Below are 22,267 nucleotides of genomic sequence, written 5' to 3' on the forward strand. Positions count from 1 at the left end.
TACCAAGTTTTTCTACTAAAATTTCAATCTCCTGCACAACAATTCTTAAGAGATTACTGTCTTTATTTTCCCAACGGTTCACTGTTGGTACAACCCTAAGGATAAATTGCTAATTCTTGTGTAAATCCCATTAATAGCCCGATTTTATAGACAATTTTGCTGATTTTGGGCTGGTTAATTATTTTTTATGACTTAAAATGTGAATTTATATTACATTCAAAAGTAATAATCCTGATCAGTGTTTTATCAAGTTACATGTTAACTATTTTAAACAAGAATGTCACGTTTTTTGTGGATATTCAAGTTATTAAAAACTCAAAGCTGACCTCTTGGTGAAGTCAGTAAATATATACAAATTAATTGAGATAATTGCCAAGATAATTTTATATTTCCGTTTAATTAGCCTTGACAGTGACAAAGCTAAATTGTTAATGGTTGTAGTTAACAAGTTAATCCGCTTAAGTTAAGGCTAAACTCTTTGTCAAAGTCAATTTTTTTAACGTAGACGCAAAGCGGTGAAGCAGCGCAGTCTTCTCCTAAAGGGAGACGCCAAAGGCGATAGCGCAGCGTAAAGCCTACGGCATGGCAACTCTTAGAGACGCTCTTGCGTTGGCTTAGAGCAAGGTACGAGCGTCACTCGGAGGGCTTGCCACAGGCTACCGCCTTCTCTACGAGACACTACGTGTAGCTTGCTTCCCCGTAGGGGTACGCGCAGCGCCTCGTAGAGAAGGATGCAAAGGAAGAGAAGGAAGAAGTGCTTAACTCAAGCTCATTTTCAGACACTTGTTTTGAAAAATGTTACTAAGAATCATGACCAACTAACGGCAACAGCAAGCGGCTAACTACTCGATTATCTGGTAATTGATAGAAATTCAACTGTCCTCCCAACTTCTGCATCAAATTTTGGCAGATTAGCAGATGTAAACCTGGTGGTTGGTCAAGGTTAGAGGCAGCAAGCACATCTTTGGGTGTATTATGTAGCTCTGTTAGTAGCTCTGGTTCGATCGCACCGTTATATGTAATCGACAGTTCTAGAGATGTCTGATGATCAGCCACTGTACTTGCAGAAGAATAATTTGCATCTACGGTTCTAGATGCATCTAAACGGCGACACCAAATGTCAATTCTGCCGCCGATTTGAGAACGGTTACAGGCAGTAACCAATAATTCATGGATAACTAATTCAATTTTGACAATATCACCAGCGATCGCCATTGAAGATTGAGTGTTTGAGGTAGGAACGCCTTTGGTTAATGAAGGATTCTTTGGCGATTGTTCCTCAATCTGTTGTCCCAAACCATGTACACCAACCCACAGCTTTTGTTGTTTGACTAAATTTTCGATGCGTTCGAGCGATCGCTTCATTAAACTGGCTATGGGTATAGTTTCCCAACTTATGTTTAGTTGCCAGTGCTCAAGTTTTAGCATTCCACTCATGGAGGTGGCTGTCTGGTCTAACTGCCGCAGCAATAGCTGGTAGCGCATCTGAGTAAGTTCATTAGCAGGAATGCCCAAATCATATATTTGTCTAAGGGAGTGCGCTGTTATTCTTTGGATTTCCTCTGAGCGACGATGTTTGTACCAGTTGAGTTGTCGTAATTCCTCTGTCGTGGATTCTAAAAGTTGGGTAATTTGCTTTTCACGACGCCACCAGGCTAATTGAGAAATCAGAGTTACTGTCGCACTGAGGTTTTGTTCTGACCAGCGACACTCTTGATAGTCTGCCAACAAGACTACAGCTGTGGTTTCATAATCAGCATTGGTACGTAATGCCATTACCAAAATTTGACCTTTGTCTGGAGCATTCAACCATTTTCGAGTTTCTGGGGGTAAATCATCTACTTTCAAAATCAGGTAACTCTCCGTAGCAAGGGCCCACTGAATTAAGGCTTCAGCCTGGATAGGAATAGATGCATCAGAAAAAATCCCAAATCTACTATTGTCAATCACTCCAGGGATAATTTTTGCCCAATTTTCACCAGGTGACCAGGATAGCAGTACCGCTAGGGGACAGCCCAAAATTGATGCTATTTGTTCGAGTGCTGTCCGTTCTAAATGCTTTTTTTTGACCTCGATTTTGCTGTTTTGGGATTGTGTCAGGATGTGTAGGCATTGCTCAAATGCCTGGGAAGTTTTTTGCTGCTGAGTGGTGCGGTTGTGTAATTGCCACTGACGAAGAATGACACCAATCTGTTGACTGACGGTCCACAGTAATTCCTTTTCCAAAGTTGTCCAAGAACGATGGGTTTCGTGAGTAATGACCAAAAGTGCTGTTGGTATATGCTCGTGAGTGCATTTACAAACAAGTAGCGATCGCACACCATTTTCTAGTAAAGGGGGACGCCAGTTAAAAAAGCGTAAATCTTCATCTAAGTTCTCAATTTCCACCGCTTGAGTTGAACGTTGCAAAAGCTGCCCATCTAATTCTTTGAGAGGATGAAGCGTAAATGTCAATGGTCGGCGATTATAGGGCTGACTTTGGTAAATAAATTGATAATTATTCTGCTCAGGGTCATACTGCAACAATAAAAAGCGCGTGGCTGCTAATCGAGCTAAAACTCTCTTAGCACAGCTGTGTAAAGTTTCCTGAAGGTCATGTTGACTATAAATACCTTGGGCAACTTGGCTAGTCAGTTGAGCATCCTCTTGAATCTGTTTAACGGTGCTTTCCATACTTTCAGCGGGTGCAACCAGGGAGATTAAACCAGCAACACCTTGGACAAAATTTTTGTCTGTCTCCGTCCAGATTCGAGGTTCATTGCTTTCCACCGCCAGAAAACCGAGCAAGTTCTTTTGCCAAATGATCGGAGCTGCCAAGAGCGATCGCACCTTCAAGCGTTGCAGCAATTTTGCCGTAAAATGGCTTTTCAAGGAACTACGGGCATCACCAATCGAGACAATTTGGTTAACTGCCAAAGCATAATAAAAGTCGCTCAACTCCTGTACAGTAATTCCTGCTGCTTGCTGATTGCTGGAATTGCGATCGATTTTGACCAACTGATTGCTCATCCGACACCAAAAGTAGCGCCCTTCCCGCTCAAACCAGTAAACATTTGTCCGATTGGGGGAGACAAATTTATGAGTTGCTTGCACCGCTGCTTCAAGTTTTTGATTAAGGTTAGTTAAGGTGCATAAATTTTCTAGCAATTCTAATAATGGCTCGTCGGTTCTCTTGGTTTGCTTGTACTGCAAATCCATCTCATTTTGATAAAGCACTGCCCCCAATTCACCTAAAACCATCATCAAACGTGCTTTTGCTTCCCCTGTGAGTAGGTAGCCCCAGCGTTCTGAACCCAGTAACAGCAAACCCAAGCAGCGGTCTTTATGGCGAATAGGTAAAATAATGGTTCCCTGGATGTGGAATTTTTCTGCAACTTTTCGCCAATCTGCGGCGCGGATTTCAGTTTGCAAATCGGCTATGCCCAAGGGATGCTGTTCAATCACCACTTGCTCTAATAAATCCCCAGGACTGAGAACAACCCTTTGTCGTAAAAAGCTCGTGTCAGGATCAGGTGTGATGCCCCCTTTCCCGAATAAAATGTGATTCAGGCGATCGTAAAGAGCAATCCAAATCAGTCTGTAGTCAAACTGTTCCTTAAGATAAGAAATAGTAGTTTCAATCAGAACGTCAACATTTTCTTCTTCCCTAAGGCTCTGGAGGACGCGTCCCAAGGAGAGGATTTGCTGTTCGGCGGCTATAGGTTTTTGCGGCTGCCCCATCTGATTTATTGGTTTACATAACTTGTAATATATAAGATGCCCAGAAAAGCACCCTGAGTAATATTGCCACGGGTGTTTGCTGAAAGTTCTAAGTAACAGGTTCGTTGAAGTTAGATTAGGGAGTGCTAGGGAAATGGGCGAAACTTCGTCCGAGGATCAAGAGGAGCAGAAACAAGTCTCAGAGGAAAACCGAGAGTCTGCTGAAGAAAGCAGGCTCTCACAAGAAAAGCAGCGCGAGTCTGCTGAAGATGTCAGGTTTTCACAAGAAGAGCAGCGACAGATCGCTGAAGAAATGAGAAATTCTGCAGAACAAAGCCGACAGCTTGCTGAAGAAATGAGAAATTCTGCTGAAGAAATGCGGCAGATTTCTGAAGAAGTGCGCCAAGCTAGAGAAGAACTTCGGCAAGCTAAAGAGGAACTCTGACAAGTTAAAGAGCAACTGCGACAAGCTAAAGAGGAAGCGCGGCAGTCTACCGAATTCGAGTAGTATTAAGAATTGAAATGGATATTTATCAACTTGCCATTCGTCCGCTTTTGTTCAATCTGGTAAAAATCGATTCAGAGTGGTTACACCAGCAGACGATTCGCAGTTTCAATTGGCTATCCCAAACAGGCGTTCACCAAAGAGCTGGTTGGGTAAACCAACGCCTAAAGCAGTCCTTATGTCTATACGATTCACGCCTAGAACAAAATTTGTTTGGGCTAAACTTCCCAAATCCCGTAGGATTAGCAGCTGGCTTCGACAAGGATGGAGTAGCTGCTGGCATTTGGTCTAACCTGGGTTTTGGCTTTGCGGAACTAGGAACTGTAACTTTTCACGCACAGCCAGGAAATCCGCGTCCCCGTTTGTTTCGCTTGCCGTTGGACAAAGCTGCTCTCAATCGCATGGGCTTTAATAATCGCGGTGCAGCAGCAATGGCAGCACGTTTGGGACAGGAAAAGCAGGATAACGTCCAGTTAATACCCATAGGGATCAATTTGGGTAAATCTAAGGTAACTCCCCTGGAAGCCGCCGCACAGGATTATCTCGATAGTTTTCGCTTACTCAAGGATTTAGGAGACTATTTTGTTGTTAATGTCTCTTCCCCGAATACACCAGGGTTGCGATCGCTCCAAGATGCTTCTATGCTCAGTACCATCTTGGAATTATTGCAACAAGAAAATAATACACAAAAACCAATTTTTGTCAAGATAGCGCCAGATTTGGATTGGGTTGCGATCGCTGACATTATTTCTTTGGCTAAAACCTACCAACTGGCGGGAATTATCGCCACTAACACCACCATCCGCCGTGATGGACTGAAAACCCAGATAATTGACCAAACTGGCAAATCACCCCAGTCAGAAGCTGGCGGAATTAGCGGTGAACCATTGCGCGATCGCTCCACTGAGGTAATTCGTTTTATTTGGCAGCAAACCCAAGGACAAATCCCAATTATTGGCGTTGGTGGCATCTTTTCCCCGGAAGATGCTTGGGAAAAAATTACTGCTGGTGCTAGCTTGATCCAGGTTTATACAGGCTGGATTTACGAAGGCCCACTGATGGTACGTCGGATTCTTTTAGGTTTGCTTGTCCTATTAGAACAAAGTGGATTAAATTCCATCAACGAAGCTGTGGGTTTAGAATTCAAAAATCAAAAGTAATTAATATTTTTAAATTTTGAATTGTTATCCTTCTTCTTCCAGTGGGAAAAACTCCTTAGTTTTTTCAGAGTATGACCAGGCAATACCATCAGGGTCTTTGCTGCGACTCCACTCTGGAAACTCTGGATCATTTCGCCGTTTATAAACCGTACTGGAATAGACATTTAGCCGTTTGGCAAGTTCAGACTGGATCAGAGAGCCAAAAACTAACTGTTTTTCCAGCGATCGTTTAGCTGATTCAGGGTTTGGCTGAGGGAGTGATTCGGTTTCTACTTCTTCCTCCTGTGGGATTGGTGGTAGTGGTGCTAGGAGCGAACGCGCAGTTTTAGTAACTGGTTGAGTAGGAAGTTCTTTGACAGGCTCACTACTATCAAGAATATTCCCAAGAATGCTGGCAGTTATAAAGTAATAAGACTGCCCCGCTTCTTCAGAGTTGAGTATACTGGCACCAAATTCCGAGGCTTTACTATCCAAGTAGCGTTTTGCCGTTGTTCCAGGAAAATTGCCCCTGATCGCCAAGTCCATTGGCGTAAGTCTGCCCTGATTTTCGCGAACCAATTGATGAAAAATTGGGTTAACTCGCACAGTCCACTGTTGCCATTGATATTCCTGCCAAAGCTTGAAGCCAATTACCAGGAAAATTACCGCCAGTAAAATTCTCCAAGTAGCAACCAGGAAAATAATCAAAAACGAGATGGGCAAAAGTAGAACGAGAAAAGCCTTGCCGTTATCTTCTATGGGTTTTTCACTCATGCCGATTTTTGCCAAGTGAATTTTGGGAAATAATATTATTATCTTGGCAAAAATTGGGACACTTTTTTGTATATTTTGGCCAAGTTGTGGCAAATATGCCGGCAAAACCTTTATTTACTGGGTGTTATAACCTTCTGATCCTGCAACTTATCTAATATTGGTCTGCGATCAGGCAAAAGTTTTTTCCAGAGAAAATAAGCAAGTTTTGACCAGAGCGATCGCAATCCAGTGTGGATAATATTCCCCCAAAATTCTGAGTAGCAGCTTGCTTGTGCTGCTCAGACCTCTCTTTCCAAAGTAATAATTCTAAATTAGCTTTCTAGCCCCTTGACAACAAATAATACATATACTACATTAATAATACAAGTCAACTTTCATTAGGGAGTTAGCTTTCACCAGTAGCGGATAGCTCAAATGACAGAGCGCCCACCTTGCCCGGAAAGGCCGACATATCGAGGGTTATCGTATATAACTAAAACACCCTTGATAAACTTCTGGAGGTGCAGGTAAAAATCCTGTTCCGCTACACCAAACTAATTTCAGATAATGGAATTGAATCTAAAATCTAAAATTTAAAATCTAAAATTTTTCATGTGGTGGGTAGCTCAGTGGTTAGAGCGCCTAAACCTTATTCACCCCTTGCCTGAAAAGGCCGACGAATTGAGGGTTATCGCCTGCCAAGCGGGAGGTCGCGGGTTCGATTCCCGCTCCACTACACCAATTAATTTTAGATTTTGGACTTCGGCTCCTTTCGGCAACTCTTGGAGACGCTGCGCGTAGCTTGCTTAAGAGCAGGGGTAGGCTCAAGGCAAGTCGCTTAGTCGAACGATTTTGGATTTTGGATTTAATTTAAAATCTCAAATCCAAAATTTTATGTGGCGGGTAGCTCAGTGGTAGAGCGCTAAACATCCTTGTTCACCCCTTGCCTGAAAAGGCCGACGAATTAGGGTTATCGAATCGGGTTCGAGAGGTCGCGGGTTCAAATCCCGCTCCGCTACACCAAATAGTTTTGGATTAAATTTAAAATCCAAAATCCAAAATTTTCATGTGGCAGATAGCTCAGTTGGTAGAGCGCCGAAAAACATCCTTGTTCACACCTTGCCTGAGAAGGCCGACGAATTAGGGTTATCGCCTCTTAAGCCGGATGTCGCGGGTTCGATTCCTGCTCTGCCACCTTTCATTTTTGCCCGCAAGGGCCGGGAGATGAAGCGATGAATTACAATTTTTTCACTAAAAAGAAAACAACTACACCACAAAATCAACCTATCCCCGGACGAGAAGCAGAAATGGTTCAGGGACGTTCCGGCGGCTTTATGTTTGATGCTGGTATTTGGAAGATGCTGCGCCGTTGTTTGTTGGTTGGCACAGCAAAAAGCACTTACTACGCTGGTAAACAGGAATTAACTGAAGATTTTGTGACAGTTGTCAGACAAGCTGTTGCCGAAAATCCCAGCCGTGCAGCAGAAGAAATTCTGTATGCTAGCGATGGACGCGCCATCAATAACAGTGCGCCTATCTTAGCTTTGGTGCTGTTGTCGATGGGTGAAGCACCAGAAGCAAAACAAGCTTTTGGTGAAATCTTCCCGCAAGTTGTCCGCACTGGTAGCCACTTCTACGAATGGTTGAACTACACCAAATCTCTGCGGGGATTTGGCAAGGTGGTGCGGGAAGCTGGTAAAACTTGGCTATCGCGGGAAGATGTCAAGGGTTTAGCTTATCAACTGTTGAAATATCAACAGCGTCAAGGCTTCTCCCACCGAGATGCGTTGCGGTTATTTCATGTCAAACCGCCTACAGAAAATCACCGTCAACTATTTGAGTGGGTAGTTAGAGGCTGGGAAGAATTGCCAGCAGACATCCCCTCGGAGGCGTTGGCGCAGATTTGCTGGTATGAGTGGCTGAAGCGAAATCCAACCCAAACCCATGAAGCTATTTCCGAAGGACGTTTAACCCACGAAATGGCTGCACCTGTGGGCAAAATGGACGAGCTTGCTTGGCAGTTATTATTTCAGGAAATGCCAATAGGTGCAATGCTGCGTAACTTGGGTTCTTTAACTGAACTAGGTGTGTTGCGAGCTGATGAAAGCGCCAATTTGCTGCAAGTGGAAGCAGTTCTTAATCGCAGAGAACATCTGCGTAAAGGTCGCATCCATCCGATTGATGTTTTGAAAGCACTCAAAACTTATCAATCTGGTGGAACATTAGGACGCAGTAAGAAAACTTGGAACCCAGTTCCTCGGATTGTGGACATTTTAGAAAAGGCGGTTGAACTGTCTTTTGATGTTGTGCAACCCACAGGTAAAGTGTTCATGCACGCTGTAGATGTTTCTGGTTCTATGGGTAGCTTGGTTGCAGATATGGGACTAAGTTGTTGTGAAATTGCCACTACAATGGCACTGGTAACAGCAAAAGCAGAGAAAAACTACATGATTCGCGGCTTTGCTACGGAATTCCGTGAATTAGGTATCACCGCCAAAGATAGTTTTAGTTCTGCGGTTCGCAAAGCTAGCAACCAAAACTTCGGTGGAACTGATGCATCTGTGGCTTACGACTGGATGATTAAGAATAAGTTCAAGGCAGATGTAGTCTGCTTTTGGACTGACTCGGAAAGCTGGACGGGATATAAGCATCCAAGTCAAGCGCTGAAGGAGTACCGCAAAAAGGTAAATCCTAACGTTAAGGCGGTGTATGTCACGTTGACACCTTACCAGATTACTTTGGTAGATCCTGAAGATTCACTGTCTTGGGATTTGGCAGGGTTTGATCCGGGTACGCCTCGGATCATCCAGATGCTGGCTACGGATGAATTGTAGATATTACTGAAGGGTAATGGATGAACACTTTATCCTTCATGCTTCATGGCGGGTTATCCCTGTTCGCAACTTGCCTTTCGGGGCCGAAGAATTTAGGGTTATCGGTTACGTCTCCACCATTGTGGGGATTAGCGGGTTCAATCCCCGCACCCGCCTTTGTTTTTGATTTTTACCTGACGGAAAGAAGAAGGCGATTTAATTTTTGAATGGTCGTTTTTCTATTTCAGCGATGGGTAAGAATAGGGTGTCTTCGATGTGCGTAGGCGCAGCCCGTTGTAGACATCGCAGTTTTTTAGAAGTACAACACCAACATTGGGTACACAATAACATAGTTAATAAATTGGTGAGGAATGGAACTATTGTTTTCGCTCTGATCACACGAATGTATTATATATTGTCCTATAGGTGGGAAATTTGGGAGAATTAACTTAATCCATCTTCCTGTCGGGTAAAACTGATGCTGATAGGCGAAATTCTCCGAAATCGCTACAAAATTATCAAACTCTTAGGAAGCGGAGGGTTTAGTAACACATACCTAGCAGAAGATTTGGATTTACCGAACCATCCAGTGTGTGTTGTCAAACACCTGAAGCCAAAAGATTCTTCTCCAAGAGTTTTGCAAATTTCCAGACGATTATTTGATAGTGAAGCACAAACTTTATACCGATTAGGCAATAACCAAGACCAGATTCCGCGACTGTTCGCTCACTTTGAAGAAAAGGGTGAATTCTATCTAGTGCAGGAATTTATTGATGGAGAAGACTTAAGTCGGGAAATTATTCCTGGTAAGCGTTTCAGTGAAAGTGAAGTAACTAAGCTCTTACAGGATATTTTAGAAGTTTTAGCAGTTGTTCATCAACAGAATATCATTCACCGAGATATTAAACCCCAAAATTTAATGCGTCGTCTTGACGGCAAAATTGTACTAATTGACTTTGGTGCGGTTAAGGAAATTAGTACTTTGGTGATGAATACTCAAGGACAAAGTAGCTTCACCGTTGCAATTGGTACTCCTGGTTATATGCCAAGTGAACAGGCAAATAGCGACCCCAAATTCTCCAGCGATATCTACGCTGTTGGGATGTTAGGAATTCAAGCCCTAACTGGTCTACAGCCTCACGAACTGCCTAAAGACCCCACTAATGGTGAAATCATTTGGCGTAATTGGACAAATGTTAGCAGCAAACTGGCAAAGATTTTAACCAAGATGGTGAGTTATCACTTCAACCAGCGCTATCGCACAGCAGCAGAAGCGTTGCAAGCATTTCCACCGCCAGCACAACAGCAACGACAACCACGAAAACCAGCACCAGCAGCGACACCACAACAATCATCAGCACCTAATTTGTCAAGACGACGGGTGATTCAAACTATCGGGTGGACAGTTGCGGGGTTTAGTTTGGCAATTGTAGGAGAACGTCTATTTTTTAAATCTAGTACGGAAGAAAATCCAACTCTTTCACAAAGAATAAATTTACAAACCTTTCAATTTGAAACTGTCACGGTCGATGGGCAGGGAAATATCGCCAACCGCAGTAACTGTGAAACGAAATTTTTTGTTGAAGACTTAGGAAATGGCGTCACTCTGGAAATGGTGCAGATACCAGAGGGAACCTTTACGATGGGTTCACCAGCAGGGGAAGCGCAACGAGAATCAAATGAAAGTCCCCAGCATCAAGTAAAAGTACCTGGGTTCTTCATGGGGAAATATGAAGTCACTCAGGCACAGTATCAAGCAATTATGGGTAATAATCCTTCCAACTTCAAAGGTGAGAAACGACCTGTAGAACAGGTGAGTTGGAATAAAGCAGTAAAATTTTGTCAAAAGTTGAGCCAGAAGACAGGAAAAACCTATCGGCTACCCAGCGAAGCAGAATGGGAATATGCTTGTCGGGCTGGAACCAAGACCACATTTTATTTTGGTGAAACGATTACCACTGAGTTAGTAAATTTTGGCGGTAAAGAAACAAAACCAGTCGGTAGTTTTCCACCCAACGCCTTTGGTTTATACGATATGCACGGTAATGTTTATGAGTGGTGTCAAGATTACTTGCATGACAATTACAACGGCGCACCCACTGATGGCAGTGCTTGGTTAACTGCTGGAGATAATACTCGTCGGCTGCTGCGCGGTGGCTCTTGGCTCGTCAATCTAGGGAACTGTCGTTGTGCTATTCGCCTCAATAGGCTCCCTGCGTTCCGCAACCTCACTCTTGGGTTTCGGGTGGTTGGGGTGGTTGCGTGAGCACTCCCAAAAGTCAGAGCTGATAAATGGGAATTTATCGGGCGTACATCAGGGAGTCCAGACCTGTTCCGGCGACGGGGGCGACTCTGTTCAAAAATTAAACCGAGTCGGATAGCTTGGTAGGTAGAAGTTTAGCGTAATGCTCATGGGTGTCAACTTAAGCCCAAACCGATTTAAAACCTCGTTTCCAGCCTCTGGCCACCGCAACCAAGGTAATTCTCTGTCTAATACAAAATTACCTTGCCAAAATCATGCTGAACATTTGGCTGTTATTTATATGCTTTGCATCAAAAGTGCGATCGCAAACATTTACCTTTTGTAGGATAGACAAGATCCTTTTTTGGCAAGATAATGTAATACAACTTAGCAATATTCGAGCGATCGCTGTTCCTTTTGGATGTAATTGCTATTAAGGCGGCAATCTGCTACATATTAGCCTGATTTCATCCTAAATTGTCCACCCAAAGACAGTAGATGAAGTCTTGTCTGAGTAACTATAAGGGATGAAATAGCTCTGCTTTCCAAAAAGTGAAAAAGGAACAGATTTTTATGACATATGATTACGACCTGTTTGTCATTGGTGCTGGGCCTGGAGGATTGGCAGCAGCTAAAAAAGCAGCTAGTTACGGTGTCCGTGTAGCTGTTGCTGAACAAGAAGCTATCGGTGGAACCTGTGTAAATCGCGGTTGCGTTCCCAAAAAACTGATTGTTTACGCCGCTGACTTCGCCCTGCAAAATCAAATAGCGCAGAGTTATGGGTGGAGTGACTGTCAAACATACTTTGACTGGACATTATTTATTAAGTCAGTACACCAGCATATTGACAAGATTAACCAATCCTATTTTCAGCAATTGCACAAAGCTGGAATTGAACTAATTTCTCAATATGCCACTTTCATCGATACCCATACTATCAATATTGATGGACGCAAAGTTACAGCAGACAAAATTTTAATTGCTGTGGGAGGACAATCCCTCAAGCCCCAAATCCCAGGTATAGAATACGCCATCACATCTCGCGAGATGTTTCAGCTACCTTATCTGCCAAAACGTTTAGCAGTCATTGGCGGCGGCTACATTGGCGTAGAATTTTCCAGCATGATGCACGCTTTTGGCTGCGAGGTGACGCTAATTGAAAAAGACGAGATGATTTTATCGGGGTTTGATAATGACATTCGCTCTGCGGTACAACAAGGTTTGAGCAAACGCGGAATTAAGTTGTTCACCAATAGCACCGTTCAAGAAATCAAATTCTCCGAAGAAGGTTTGTTGTTAATTATTGCTGGTGAGAACCGAGAAATAATTACAGCAGATACCATCTTAGTTGCCACAGGTTACGCTCCAAATACCAAGAATCTTGGTTTGGAAAATGCCCATGTTGAACTTGGTGAAGATGGTGCAATTAAAGTAGATGAATACAGCCGCACCAGCCAAGAAAACATTTTTGCTGTAGGTGACTGCACCAGCCGCCTGCAATTGTCTCCAGTGGCTAAGGCAGAAGGTATTGCCTTTGCCAATACAGTTTTTGGGAACAAGCCACAAAAACTGAATTATGATTATGTGCCCACTGCTGTTTTTTGCCGTCCAGAAGCGGCTAGTGTGGGAATGACAGAAGCGAAAGCACGGGAAAAATTTGGTGAATCTGTACAATGCTACTCCACCCAGTTCCAATCACTGTTGTATCAGTTAATCGAACAGGATGAGCCAACTACTATGAAGATAGTCTTAAATGCTGATTCTGGGCAAGTTTTGGGTGCTCATATGGTGGGTGAACACGCAGCAGATATCATTCAAAGTCTCGGCGTGGCAATTCGCAAGGGCATTACCAAAGAAGATTTGGATGAAACAATAGCCATTCATCCGACGACAGGAGAAGAATTCTTGTCCTTAAATTAAAATCACGTGCAGGATTGAGTGAAGAAGACACGAACAGAGAAGGGGGCGGGGTGTATGGGAGAAAATTCTTCTCTGCTCCCCGCCTTTATGCCTAATTATTCTTAGGGAACTCCAAAAATTAAATTATCCAAATCCTTATATCCAATACAACTATCAGATTCTACTTCCCCTGCTCAAGAACAGCTTCCACAGCAATTGGATATTTTTTTATTTGTCAGTCTCTTGTCCTTCTGAATAAGATTTTGTGGGAGTGCCTAAATCGTCTAAAGTATTCATTAATGAGTCATCCTGTGGCATGGGGTATCTGCTTTGGGAATTTACAACATCATTAAAAGCTTCAAGAGCTTCAAAATCCTTAAGAGCCTCTGATGCAGACTGATATCGCTGTTTAAAGTCCTCCAACACCATTTTACTGAGAATCTGAGCTAGGGAGTGGCTCACTTGGGAGCGTAGTTTACCGCCGTAGGCATCGCTCCATTTTATCTCTCCATCACCATCTCTATCTAACTCACGGGGTGCTATACCAGTCAAGGCTTTAATTCCAACCATGCCGACTGCATAGATATCACTACTGTAGTGTGGCCGCCCAAAACATTGCTCACTTGGTGCGTAACCCTGAGTACCAATGCCAATGGTCAAGGGGATTTGCTCTTGATGATCAAGCTGTTTTGTGCTGACTTCTTTGACAGCTCCAAAGTCAATCAGTACTAGTTTACCGTCTGAATGTCGCCGGATGATATTGCTGGGTTTAATATCCCGGTGAATCACGTTGTTTTTATGGACAAATATTAATGTTTGCAATAAGTCCCTGACAATTTTGATAACTGCAACTTCTTCAATTGCTCTACCTGTTGGAAGTTCCTGATTTAAAGGATGACCAATTATCTGTTCTTGTACTAAATAAAATTCTTCATCTTCTTCAAAATACGCTAAAAGTTGAGGGATTTGACTATGCGTTCCCAATTTTTCTAGTGTTTGCGCCTCTGAGTTAAATAAACGTCTGGCAAGTCGCAAGGCTTCTGGTTTGGTGCTGGCTGGTTTTAGTTGCTTGACAACACATCGCGGATTACCAGGACGTTGGGTATCTACGGCAATGTAGGTTTCGCTGAATCCACCGGAACCGAGAACTTTGACAATTTTGTAGCGTTGAGCCAGGAATTTCCCTGATAAGGCTAAATCTCGTTGCTGGATTAGGTCTTGTAAGTCATCTTGTTGGCTAATGATCTCTTGGACAACGGGGGAAGTTTTATACTTCTGAAATATATCTAATAATTGGCGTTTTCTGATACTTTCCCTTACCAATGAGGTTGTCAGATAACAAAGTCCGGTCATCGCGATCGCGATCATTGGTAAAGTAGTAGGGAAAATTAACTGACCATAGACAAATAACCCATAACTAACTCCTACCCAAGTGCCAGAAAGGGCGAGGCTATATAGAAATCTATTGATACTACGTTTGCGTCTACTAATCATCAAGGCTGTACTGCCAACTAGAATTAGCACAAACAAACCTCGTAATGGTGCACTGTTAATTCCTGGGGCGATCGCTTTACCTTGCATCAAAGTTGCGATCGCATTGGCGTGAATTTCTACGCCCGACATGGGTTGAGTGCTGTTGCTAGCAGCAACTGGATAATAATCATTGTTTAACTTATCTGTCGCACCAATCAGCACTATTTTGTCTTTGAAGACCTTTCCCTGTTGTAAATAGGTGTTCCAGTTTTCCGGGTCGAGTACATGCCAAAAGGGTATTTGCTCAAATGTACCCGCAGGTCCCCAAAAATAAATGTGATCGCCCTTTGGTTGAGGATAATTTACTTGTGCTGCCCTAAGCACTGCTTCATCAAAAGAAGGTAGCTTCTCGAGCAAATTATCTTCAGCTAGCAACTTAGAAAACTCACTCGCCAATCGATCAACTTTACCATCTACCTCTACCGGGAAATTAACTGAGCCAATGGACACTGACCCTTTACGAAACATCTGTTGTGGGTCTATGAGTTGTATAAAAGACCCTTGGTGCGTCTGGGAATTTTCGTAGACCGCCGCTAAAGTAACTTTGCTGCCATATTTTTGTAATACTACCTGGAGTTGGCGATCATCAGTAACTCCATAACTACTTTGCGTGTCAAAAAGGACATCCACTGCTACAGAGCGGACACCGGCTTTGATTAACTTTGTGATTACCTGAGCATATGCAGCACGTTTAAAAGGATAAGATTTCAGTGTTTCTAGGTAGGCATACTGTTTCGGATTTGTTTTATAGTACTGTTCGGGAACTGATATTGACTGATCGTCTATTGCTAAAATTACGATGTCTTCTGGAGGCACAATCGACCCACGCAGTTGAAAAAAGCCAGAAAGCGCCTTATTTTCCATCACTTGAACCAAGTCCCCACCAGAAGCACTCAGCGCTCCTGCACTGATTGCCCAAGCACCAGCCAGGAGATGACCTAAGCGAACCATCCACCTAGATTGGCGAGCCGATGCTGTTGAGGTTACTTTTGTCGGTTTACTTGAATGTCTATTGGCAGCAGAGACATAGTTTTTAGTTAAGGTAGATGTAGGTTCTTCTGCCATATCGTGTTACTGATTGATTTAAGTCCAACACTTTTATTTATTCAGACCACGTTTTAGTACAAGTACATTGAAATAAGACTTAAATGACAATCTTATACATTTGTAAAGTATCTTCTATTGATCAACAAACTTTTATTGGCACTAGTCCCCAAGAGATTCCTACTCAGGTAGTGCTTAAGTTATTCTTTTCCTGTTGAGTGAGTTACAAGTAGTAATTGTCTCACAGATCAGACCCGGATATACTTCGCCTCTGCACTTGGTTGCGGCAAGATTTTACCCTCGCCTAACCAACAACTACGCTCTTAACTGGGTGTTTTACCAGAAGCTGTCCCAAGTCCGTCTTCTGTCTTTAGCGCAATATTGGTACTTCCCACAAAGCGTGTCTTGATACTGAAAGCTTTACTTATAGATAGGCATTAATTTATATCCTACCCTAAGCCTATGCTATACCTCTTTAGGAGTAAACTTTAATGTTATACAGCGATGAATGCTGTTACTGGTTCAATTTTATTGGTAGATTTTGATCACAGGGTGGCTCTTGCAGTGCCGGAGGTGAATAAGGTTTAGCACCCAGGATCTTAACTCCAATTGTTGCATCTGTTTTTATGCCTTGAAAGAGGTAGGATAAAACCTATAGATGAAGAGCTACTTTATAGATATTAGCAAACTTGCTATTTGAAAATTGCTATAATCTATTGTTCCATCTAAATTCATTTATATTATTAGGTGTAAATTTGTATGGGTTCTCCAATGAATCGTCTGTCTATTTTTGTAGACGGAAACAATATGTTCTATGCTCAACAAAAAAATGGCTGGTTTTTTGACCCGCGGCGAGTCTTAGAATACTTAAAACATGAGCAATCAGAAACAACCTTAATTAATGCATTCTGGTACACTGGTTTAAAAGACCCACAAGATCAGCGAGGTTTTAGAGATGCTCTAATTAGTCTGGGATATACAGTCCGAACTAAAATTCTTAAAGAATACTATGATGATACTTCTGGTCGGTACTCGCAAAAAGCGAATTTAGATATTGAAATTGTTGTAGATATGTTTAATACAGTAGACCAGTATGACCGAGTAGTATTATTCAGTGGCGATGGAGATTTTGAAAGAGCAATCGAATTATTACGCTCAAAAAATACACATATTACGGTAGTATCAACAGAAGGAATGATAGCTAGAGAGCTACGCAATGCTACTGACAGATATATAGATTTAAATGATATCAGAGATCAAATAGAAAAAACCGAAGGTTAGTAGCCTTAGCAATTATTTACAAAAGTAAGAGTAAAAGAAAAACTAAGGTTGAAGATATTTTGAGCTACAAGTAACAACTAAACAACAAACGGCAAATGACAAACAAAACTGATCGAATCATCATTTTTGATACTACACTGCGAGATGGAGAGCAATGTCCCGGAGCGACTCTGAATATAGACGAAAAGCTAGTTATTGCCAAGCAATTAGCGCGTCTGGGCGTGGATATAATTGAGGCAGGCTTTGCCTTTGCTAGTCCTGGAGATTTTGAAGCAGTTAAGAAAATTTCCCAAATTGTGGGGACAGAAAATGGCCCAGTAATTTGCAGTTTGGCAAGAGCGATTAAAGCAGATATTGAAGCAGCCGCAGAAGCGTTAAAACCAGCAGTTAACGCCAGAATTCACACATTTATTTCGACTTCTGATATTCATTTAGAGTATCAGTTGCGGAAGTCACGGGCAGAAGTGCTAGCGATCGCCGAGGAAATGGTAGCATATGCCAAATGCTTCATGACAGATATAGAATTTTCACCAATGGATGCGGCTCGTACCGATCCAGAATTTCTTTACCAAGTGTTAGAGCGAGCGATCGCAGCTGGTGCAACAACAGTTAACATTCCCGATACTGTGGGTTACACCACACCTAGCGAATTTGGAGCCATAATTAAGGGCATTATTGAAAATGTCCCCAACATCGACCAAGCGATTATTTCCGTTCACGGTCATAATGATTTAGGCTTGGCAGTTGCTAACTTCTTAGAAGCCGTTAAAAATGGCGCACGGCAACTAGAATGTACGATCAATGGAATTGGTGAACGCGCCGGAAATGCGTCACTAGAAGAATTGGTGATGGCGCTGCATGTGCGGCGACAATATTTTAATCCCTATCTCGGAAGACCAGCAGATTCTCAAGAATCCCTGACAAATATCGACACGAAGCAAATTTACAAAACCTCACGCTTAGTTTCCAATTTGACGGGAATGTTAGTACAACCAAATAAAGCGATCGTCGGGACGAATGCCTTTGCTCATGAGTCTGGGATTCACCAAGATGGTGTGTTAAAAAACAAACTCACTTATGAAATTATGGATGCCCAATTGATTGGCTTAACAGACAATCAAATAGTTTTGGGCAAACATTCAGGTAGAAATGCTTTCCGCACTCGGTTGAAAGAATTGGGCTTTGAACTGTCGGATACTGAGTTAAATAAAGCATTCATCAGATTCAAAGAGGTAGCAGATAAAAAGAAAGAAATTTCTGATTGGGATTTAGAAGCGATCGTTAACGATGAAATTCAACAAGCACCTGATTTGTTCCGGGTAGAGTTGGTGCAAGTTTCCTGTGGTAGTAATGCCAAACCCACCGCTACAGTCACCCTCCGCACCCCAGAAGGTGAAGAATTAACCGATGCTGCTATCGGGACTGGCCCAGTGGATGCAGTTTACAAAGCCATCAACCGGGTGGTGAATGTGCCTAACGAGTTGATTGAGTTTTCTGTGCAGTCAGTAACAGCTGGTATTGATGCCATTGGAGAAGTGACAATTCGTTTACGTTATGAATCTAGAGTGTTTTCTGGTCATGCAGCGAACACAGATATCATCGTGGCATCTGCACAAGCTTATGTAAATGCCCTGAACAGGTTGTATTCTGCATTGCAAACTCAAGAAAAGCAACAGCAAGTAACTGCACAGAAAGTGTAAAAACAATCGAACCACAGATAAACATCAATGTTTATCTGTGGTTCTTTTTGCTCATATTCGGATTTTTGCAAAAAGTCAAGTCTATTGAGTTCATTATGAATATTGTTTACTTTTTTAGATTTTTTGATTTACCTTATATCCATAAAACTTTATTCTGAGAAATGATGTTTATAGTCAGTCAGTTTGTATGAGTAGCGAAAAAACTACAGAATTACCGCTTTGGGTACAAGATAGAGATATAGTCATTGCTCATGATGAAGAAGTACAGTGGCGAGAAGGAATACGCCCGGATTATTCTTACACCAATGAATTTCTTCATCAAGAGAGTAAATTTCAGCATCCTGAAGGTTCTTTAGAAGCGATCGCCCAAAATTTAGTCCGCACTTTTGAGATGGAAGCTTCTAATAAATCTAATCCTCAACAGTGGCTTTCGATTGTTACTGATAAGTTTAGGATGAGTAGCAATGGCGAAGAAAAATACACTGCTGAAGATGTTGCAGTTCAAGGTACTTATAACTTATTTCTGGGTGAAAGTGAGCAGTACAGCTCAAAATCAGAAACCCTTGAATCTTCAGTTAAAATTTTTCATAATACTTTTCGTAATGGCTTTCTTTGGGAATTAACAGAAGTGCTTTCGGGCCCGCCTAATGTTACTTTTAAGTGGCGACATTGGGGAACATTTAATGGTTCCTATAAAGACTATGCACCTACGGGAGAAACAGTAGAAGTAGTGGGAGTTAGTATTGCTCGCGTGACTAAAGATTTAAAAATTGAATCTTTAGAGCATTATTTTGATAGGAGTACCTTTCTTCAGAAATTAACCGCAGGTGGTTGTCCCTTCCATTCCCAAAATCAGAACAGTCATTAATTTTTATATAGCTCACTCCATCAGTGCTTTAAGTAAACAACCAAGAGTGGTTATAGCGCTTCTGTGTTGAGTCCAAGAGACCTAACAAGAACAGCCCCTTCCATACAGAAGGGGAGTAAGATTCAAAGCCTCTCTCCTTTTAGGAGAGAGGTTTGGAGAGAGGTCAAAGTGCATTGCATACAAGCAAGAAGCGCTATATCAAGTGAAACTAGTTTACATAGGCTTTGCCCAATTTAGACATTGCTTATGCTTGATCAGAATTATAATTTAGACGCATCATGATTTTTTCTGGCTCTGTCAAATTTTTAAAACCATAACGGCGATAAAGTCCATGAGCATCTTTTGTGCCTAACATCCACCTTTGAACGTCTTGCAATTCTGGATATTCCAAAATATATTCTACAAACCATTTTCCTAAACCTTGTCCTCGAAAAGGCTCCAAAATAAAAACATCTTTTAACAATGCAGAAGTTGCATAATCAGTTATGACTCTTGCAAAGCCAACTTGCTGATTATCTTCATAAAGTCCAAAACATAAAGAATTTTTTATTGCCTTTTCCACAGTGGCTAATGGTATGTTTTCAGCCCAATAGGAACTTTGTAAAAAATCATGAATCATTTGAACATCTAATTTAGATTTATCGGTGTTGATGTAAAATTTATGTTTTAATTCTTCGTTCATTTGCCTGAATCTTTTATTTAATATATTAATGCGTAATAATTAATTCTAATTCATTCTTGTAGTCAGTGGATTGCAGCCTAAGATGATGAAATTACTGAACCATTAGCTAGATAACAAAGGCTATATTCAGTGTTCAAGTATATGGGTGCATCTACTATTGATTATGAATCAGCCGACAACAAAATCTTGGCAAGAAGTTCGCACAGCTTTTAAAAAAATTTGGGGTTATGAAGATTTTCGTCCACCACAAGGAGAAATTGTCAGCAGTTTATTAGCACAAAAAGATGCGCTGATTATTATGCCTACAGGTGGTGGTAAGTCGATTTGTTTTCAACTTCCTGCACTGCTACAAACAGGATTAACCTTGGTAGTTTCGCCCTTAGTGGCGTTGATGGAAAATCAAGTACAGGAACTACGACAAAGCCATCAGAAAGCAGCGCTTTTACATAGTGAATTATCTTCATCTCAACGCCGTGCAACTCTGCAAGCTTTAGAACATCAACAGCTAAGATTACTTTATTTATCGCCAGAAACTTTGCTAAGTGCGCCAGTCTGGGAAAGATTATGTCAGCCGCAATTGCAAATTAATGGCTTAATTTTGGATGAAGCCCATTGTTTAGTGCAGTGGGGTGATACTTTTCGCCCAGCTTATCGCAGATTAGGGGCGGTGCGTCCTACACTACTAAAATCAAAACCACCAGGAACAAAAATTAGCATTGCTGCTTTTACCGCTACTGCTGACCCCTTAGCCCAAAAGATTATTCAAACAGTTTTACAATTACAGCAACCAGAGATTTTCCGTTTGAATCCCTACCGTCCTAACTTGCATCCCAGCGTTCGCATTGCTTGGACACCACGAGGTAGGAAACAACAATTATTAAAGTTTATTCAAAATAGACCGCAACAATCTGGATTAGTTTATGTTCGCACTCGGAGAGATAGTGAAGATTTAGCCCAATGGTTAGCAGACATGGGTTATGCGACAGCTAGTTATCATGCGGGATTGGGTGCAACAGAACGTCGTGCGGTAGAAGCAAGTTGGTTAGGTGGCAAAATACCCTTTGTTGTGTGTACCTGTGCGTTTGGTATGGGGATAAATAAATCTGATGTGCGTTGGGTAATTCACTTTCACGCACCACATCTGCTTTCGGAATATGTGCAAGAAATTGGCCGGGCTGGAAGGGATGGGAAACCGGCCCAGGCTTTAACATTGGTGAGTGAACCTACGGGGTGGTTAGATCCAGAGGATAAGCAAAGACAACAGTTTTTTCAAGAACAAATGCGATCGCAACAACAAATAGCGCAGCAACTTGTGAAAAAATTACCAAAACAGGGAGAAGTGAATGCAGTAACCCGACAATTTCCCGAAGGTGCTACGGCGCTGGCTTTACTCCACAGCAATGGTCAGTTAAACTGGCTTGACCCTTTTCATTACACCATTGAGCAAAAAGCCGGAAATCAGCCACCGACGCAATTACATGCTGCTAAACAAATGCATCAGTATCTGACTACAAAGCAGTGTCGTTGGCAGTTTTTATTAAACGCCTTTGGTTTTGACAAAGAAGCTGCTAACTTGCGTTGTGGACATTGCGACAATTGCCGTCAATAGGTCACGCCGGGGACTACTCCCCAATCTGCTTGGGTTAACGATTGTTTGTAGTTGGCGCTGTCTTTGCTAAAGCGCCAACTACGAACTATTAAATCAAACTTGACAAATTAGTAGAACACTTCAGAGTGTAGGAAATAAAATATTCCATACAATAACTCCGTTCATGAGTATAAAAGACTCGTTCACGAGTATCAAAGACTCGTCGGCGAGTATAAAAGACTCATTGGCGAGTATAAAAGACTCATTGGCGAGTATCAAAGACTCGTCGGCGAGTATAAAAGACTCATTGGCGAGTATAAAAGACTCGTCGGCGAGTATAAAAGACTCGTCGGCGAGTATAAAAGACTCATTGGCGAGTATCAAAGACTCGTCGGCGAGTATAAAAGATTCGTTCACCAGTATTACTCCCTTCTCGCTGGTTCGCTGTTGGGCGTTCTTGCTAGAATACCTAAATTTTTTTAACCAACCGCAAAGGACGCAAAGGACGCAAAGGAAAAGAC

At 42.2% G+C, this 22,267-nt stretch carries 14 protein-coding genes and 4 tRNA genes; 13 read left to right on the plus strand and 5 right to left on the minus strand.

Annotated elements, in window-relative coordinates:
- Positions 1-801 precede the first annotated feature (801 nt).
- Positions 802-3,720 (minus strand): GAF domain-containing protein, encoded by a 2,919-nt coding sequence (locus tag V7K40_RS24990; RefSeq protein WP_334964501.1) that lies wholly within the window; start codon positions 3,718-3,720, stop codon positions 802-804.
- 133 nt (positions 3,721-3,853) lie between these two features.
- On the opposite strand from V7K40_RS24990, the gene V7K40_RS24995 reads away from it, so the two are divergent.
- Entirely contained in the window at positions 3,854-4,144 is a 291-nt protein-coding gene (locus tag V7K40_RS24995) for a hypothetical protein (RefSeq protein WP_334964503.1), read from the plus strand.
- Positions 4,145-4,221: 77 nt separating this feature from the next.
- Entirely contained in the window at positions 4,222-5,364 is a 1,143-nt protein-coding gene (locus V7K40_RS25000; RefSeq protein ID WP_334964505.1) for a quinone-dependent dihydroorotate dehydrogenase, read from the plus strand.
- A 24-nt stretch (positions 5,365-5,388) separates the two neighbouring features.
- On the opposite strand, the gene V7K40_RS25005 is transcribed toward V7K40_RS25000, so the two are convergent.
- On the minus strand, positions 5,389-6,117 hold the full coding sequence (locus V7K40_RS25005) for a hypothetical protein (protein WP_334964507.1): 729 nt from the start codon (positions 6,115-6,117) through the stop codon (positions 5,389-5,391).
- Between the two features lie 398 nt (positions 6,118-6,515).
- Here V7K40_RS25005 and V7K40_RS25010 point away from each other — a divergent pair.
- The 7 genes from V7K40_RS25010 (at position 6,516) to gorA (ending at position 13,071) form a co-directional block, all read left to right on the plus strand.
- Positions 6,516-6,648, plus strand: a tRNA-OTHER gene (locus tag V7K40_RS25010).
- A 62-nt stretch (positions 6,649-6,710) separates the two neighbouring features.
- Positions 6,711-6,837: transfer RNA gene (locus V7K40_RS25015), tRNA-OTHER, on the plus strand.
- Between the two features lie 155 nt (positions 6,838-6,992).
- Positions 6,993-7,119: transfer RNA gene (locus V7K40_RS25020), tRNA-OTHER, on the plus strand.
- A 46-nt stretch (positions 7,120-7,165) separates the two neighbouring features.
- Positions 7,166-7,291, plus strand: a tRNA-OTHER gene (locus tag V7K40_RS25025).
- Between the two features lie 37 nt (positions 7,292-7,328).
- Complete coding sequence (locus tag V7K40_RS25030) at positions 7,329-8,930, plus strand: TROVE domain-containing protein (RefSeq protein WP_334964509.1); 1,602 nt, start codon at positions 7,329-7,331, stop codon at positions 8,928-8,930.
- Between the two features lie 454 nt (positions 8,931-9,384).
- A complete protein-coding gene (locus tag V7K40_RS25035; RefSeq protein WP_334964627.1) occupies positions 9,385-11,175 on the plus strand; it encodes a bifunctional serine/threonine-protein kinase/formylglycine-generating enzyme family protein in 1,791 nt (596 codons plus the stop codon).
- Between the two features lie 549 nt (positions 11,176-11,724).
- Complete coding sequence (gene gorA, locus V7K40_RS25040; RefSeq protein ID WP_334964511.1) at positions 11,725-13,071, plus strand: glutathione-disulfide reductase; 1,347 nt, start codon at positions 11,725-11,727, stop codon at positions 13,069-13,071.
- A gap of 207 nt (positions 13,072-13,278) precedes the next feature.
- Here the strand turns inward: gorA and V7K40_RS25045 are convergent, their stop codons facing one another.
- Positions 13,279-15,648, minus strand: coding sequence for a CHASE2 domain-containing protein (locus V7K40_RS25045; protein WP_334964513.1), 2,370 nt, complete (start codon positions 15,646-15,648; stop codon positions 13,279-13,281).
- A gap of 738 nt (positions 15,649-16,386) precedes the next feature.
- On the opposite strand from V7K40_RS25045, the gene V7K40_RS25050 reads away from it, so the two are divergent.
- The 3 genes from V7K40_RS25050 to V7K40_RS25060 all read left to right on the plus strand — a co-directional run bounded on the left by V7K40_RS25050 (position 16,387) and on the right by V7K40_RS25060 (position 19,476).
- Positions 16,387-16,908: an NYN domain-containing protein gene (locus V7K40_RS25050; protein WP_273766051.1), complete on the plus strand. Its 522-nt coding sequence runs from the start codon at positions 16,387-16,389 to the stop codon at positions 16,906-16,908.
- 95 nt (positions 16,909-17,003) lie between these two features.
- Entirely contained in the window at positions 17,004-18,608 is a 1,605-nt protein-coding gene (locus V7K40_RS25055; RefSeq protein ID WP_334964515.1) for a 2-isopropylmalate synthase, read from the plus strand.
- 187 nt (positions 18,609-18,795) lie between these two features.
- Positions 18,796-19,476: a SnoaL-like polyketide cyclase gene (locus V7K40_RS25060; protein WP_334964517.1), complete on the plus strand. Its 681-nt coding sequence runs from the start codon at positions 18,796-18,798 to the stop codon at positions 19,474-19,476.
- 244 nt (positions 19,477-19,720) lie between these two features.
- Here V7K40_RS25060 and V7K40_RS25065 read toward each other — a convergent pair whose 3' ends face one another.
- The gene (locus V7K40_RS25065) at positions 19,721-20,158 is read right to left on the minus strand and encodes a GNAT family N-acetyltransferase (RefSeq protein WP_334964519.1); all 438 of its coding nucleotides are present in this window, start codon (positions 20,156-20,158) and stop codon (positions 19,721-19,723) included.
- Positions 20,159-20,321: 163 nt separating this feature from the next.
- Here V7K40_RS25065 and V7K40_RS25070 point away from each other — a divergent pair, with 163 nt between their 5' ends.
- On the plus strand, positions 20,322-21,767 hold the full coding sequence (locus V7K40_RS25070) for an ATP-dependent DNA helicase RecQ (RefSeq protein ID WP_334964521.1): 1,446 nt from the start codon (positions 20,322-20,324) through the stop codon (positions 21,765-21,767).
- A 120-nt stretch (positions 21,768-21,887) separates the two neighbouring features.
- Here the strand turns inward: V7K40_RS25070 and V7K40_RS25075 are convergent, their stop codons facing one another.
- On the minus strand, positions 21,888-22,163 hold the full coding sequence (locus V7K40_RS25075) for a hypothetical protein (protein ID WP_334964523.1): 276 nt from the start codon (positions 22,161-22,163) through the stop codon (positions 21,888-21,890).
- Positions 22,164-22,267: the final 104 nt, after the last annotated feature.

The organism is Nostoc sp., assembly GCF_036917195.1.
Lineage (GTDB): Bacteria > Cyanobacteriota > Cyanobacteriia > Cyanobacteriales > Nostocaceae > Nostoc.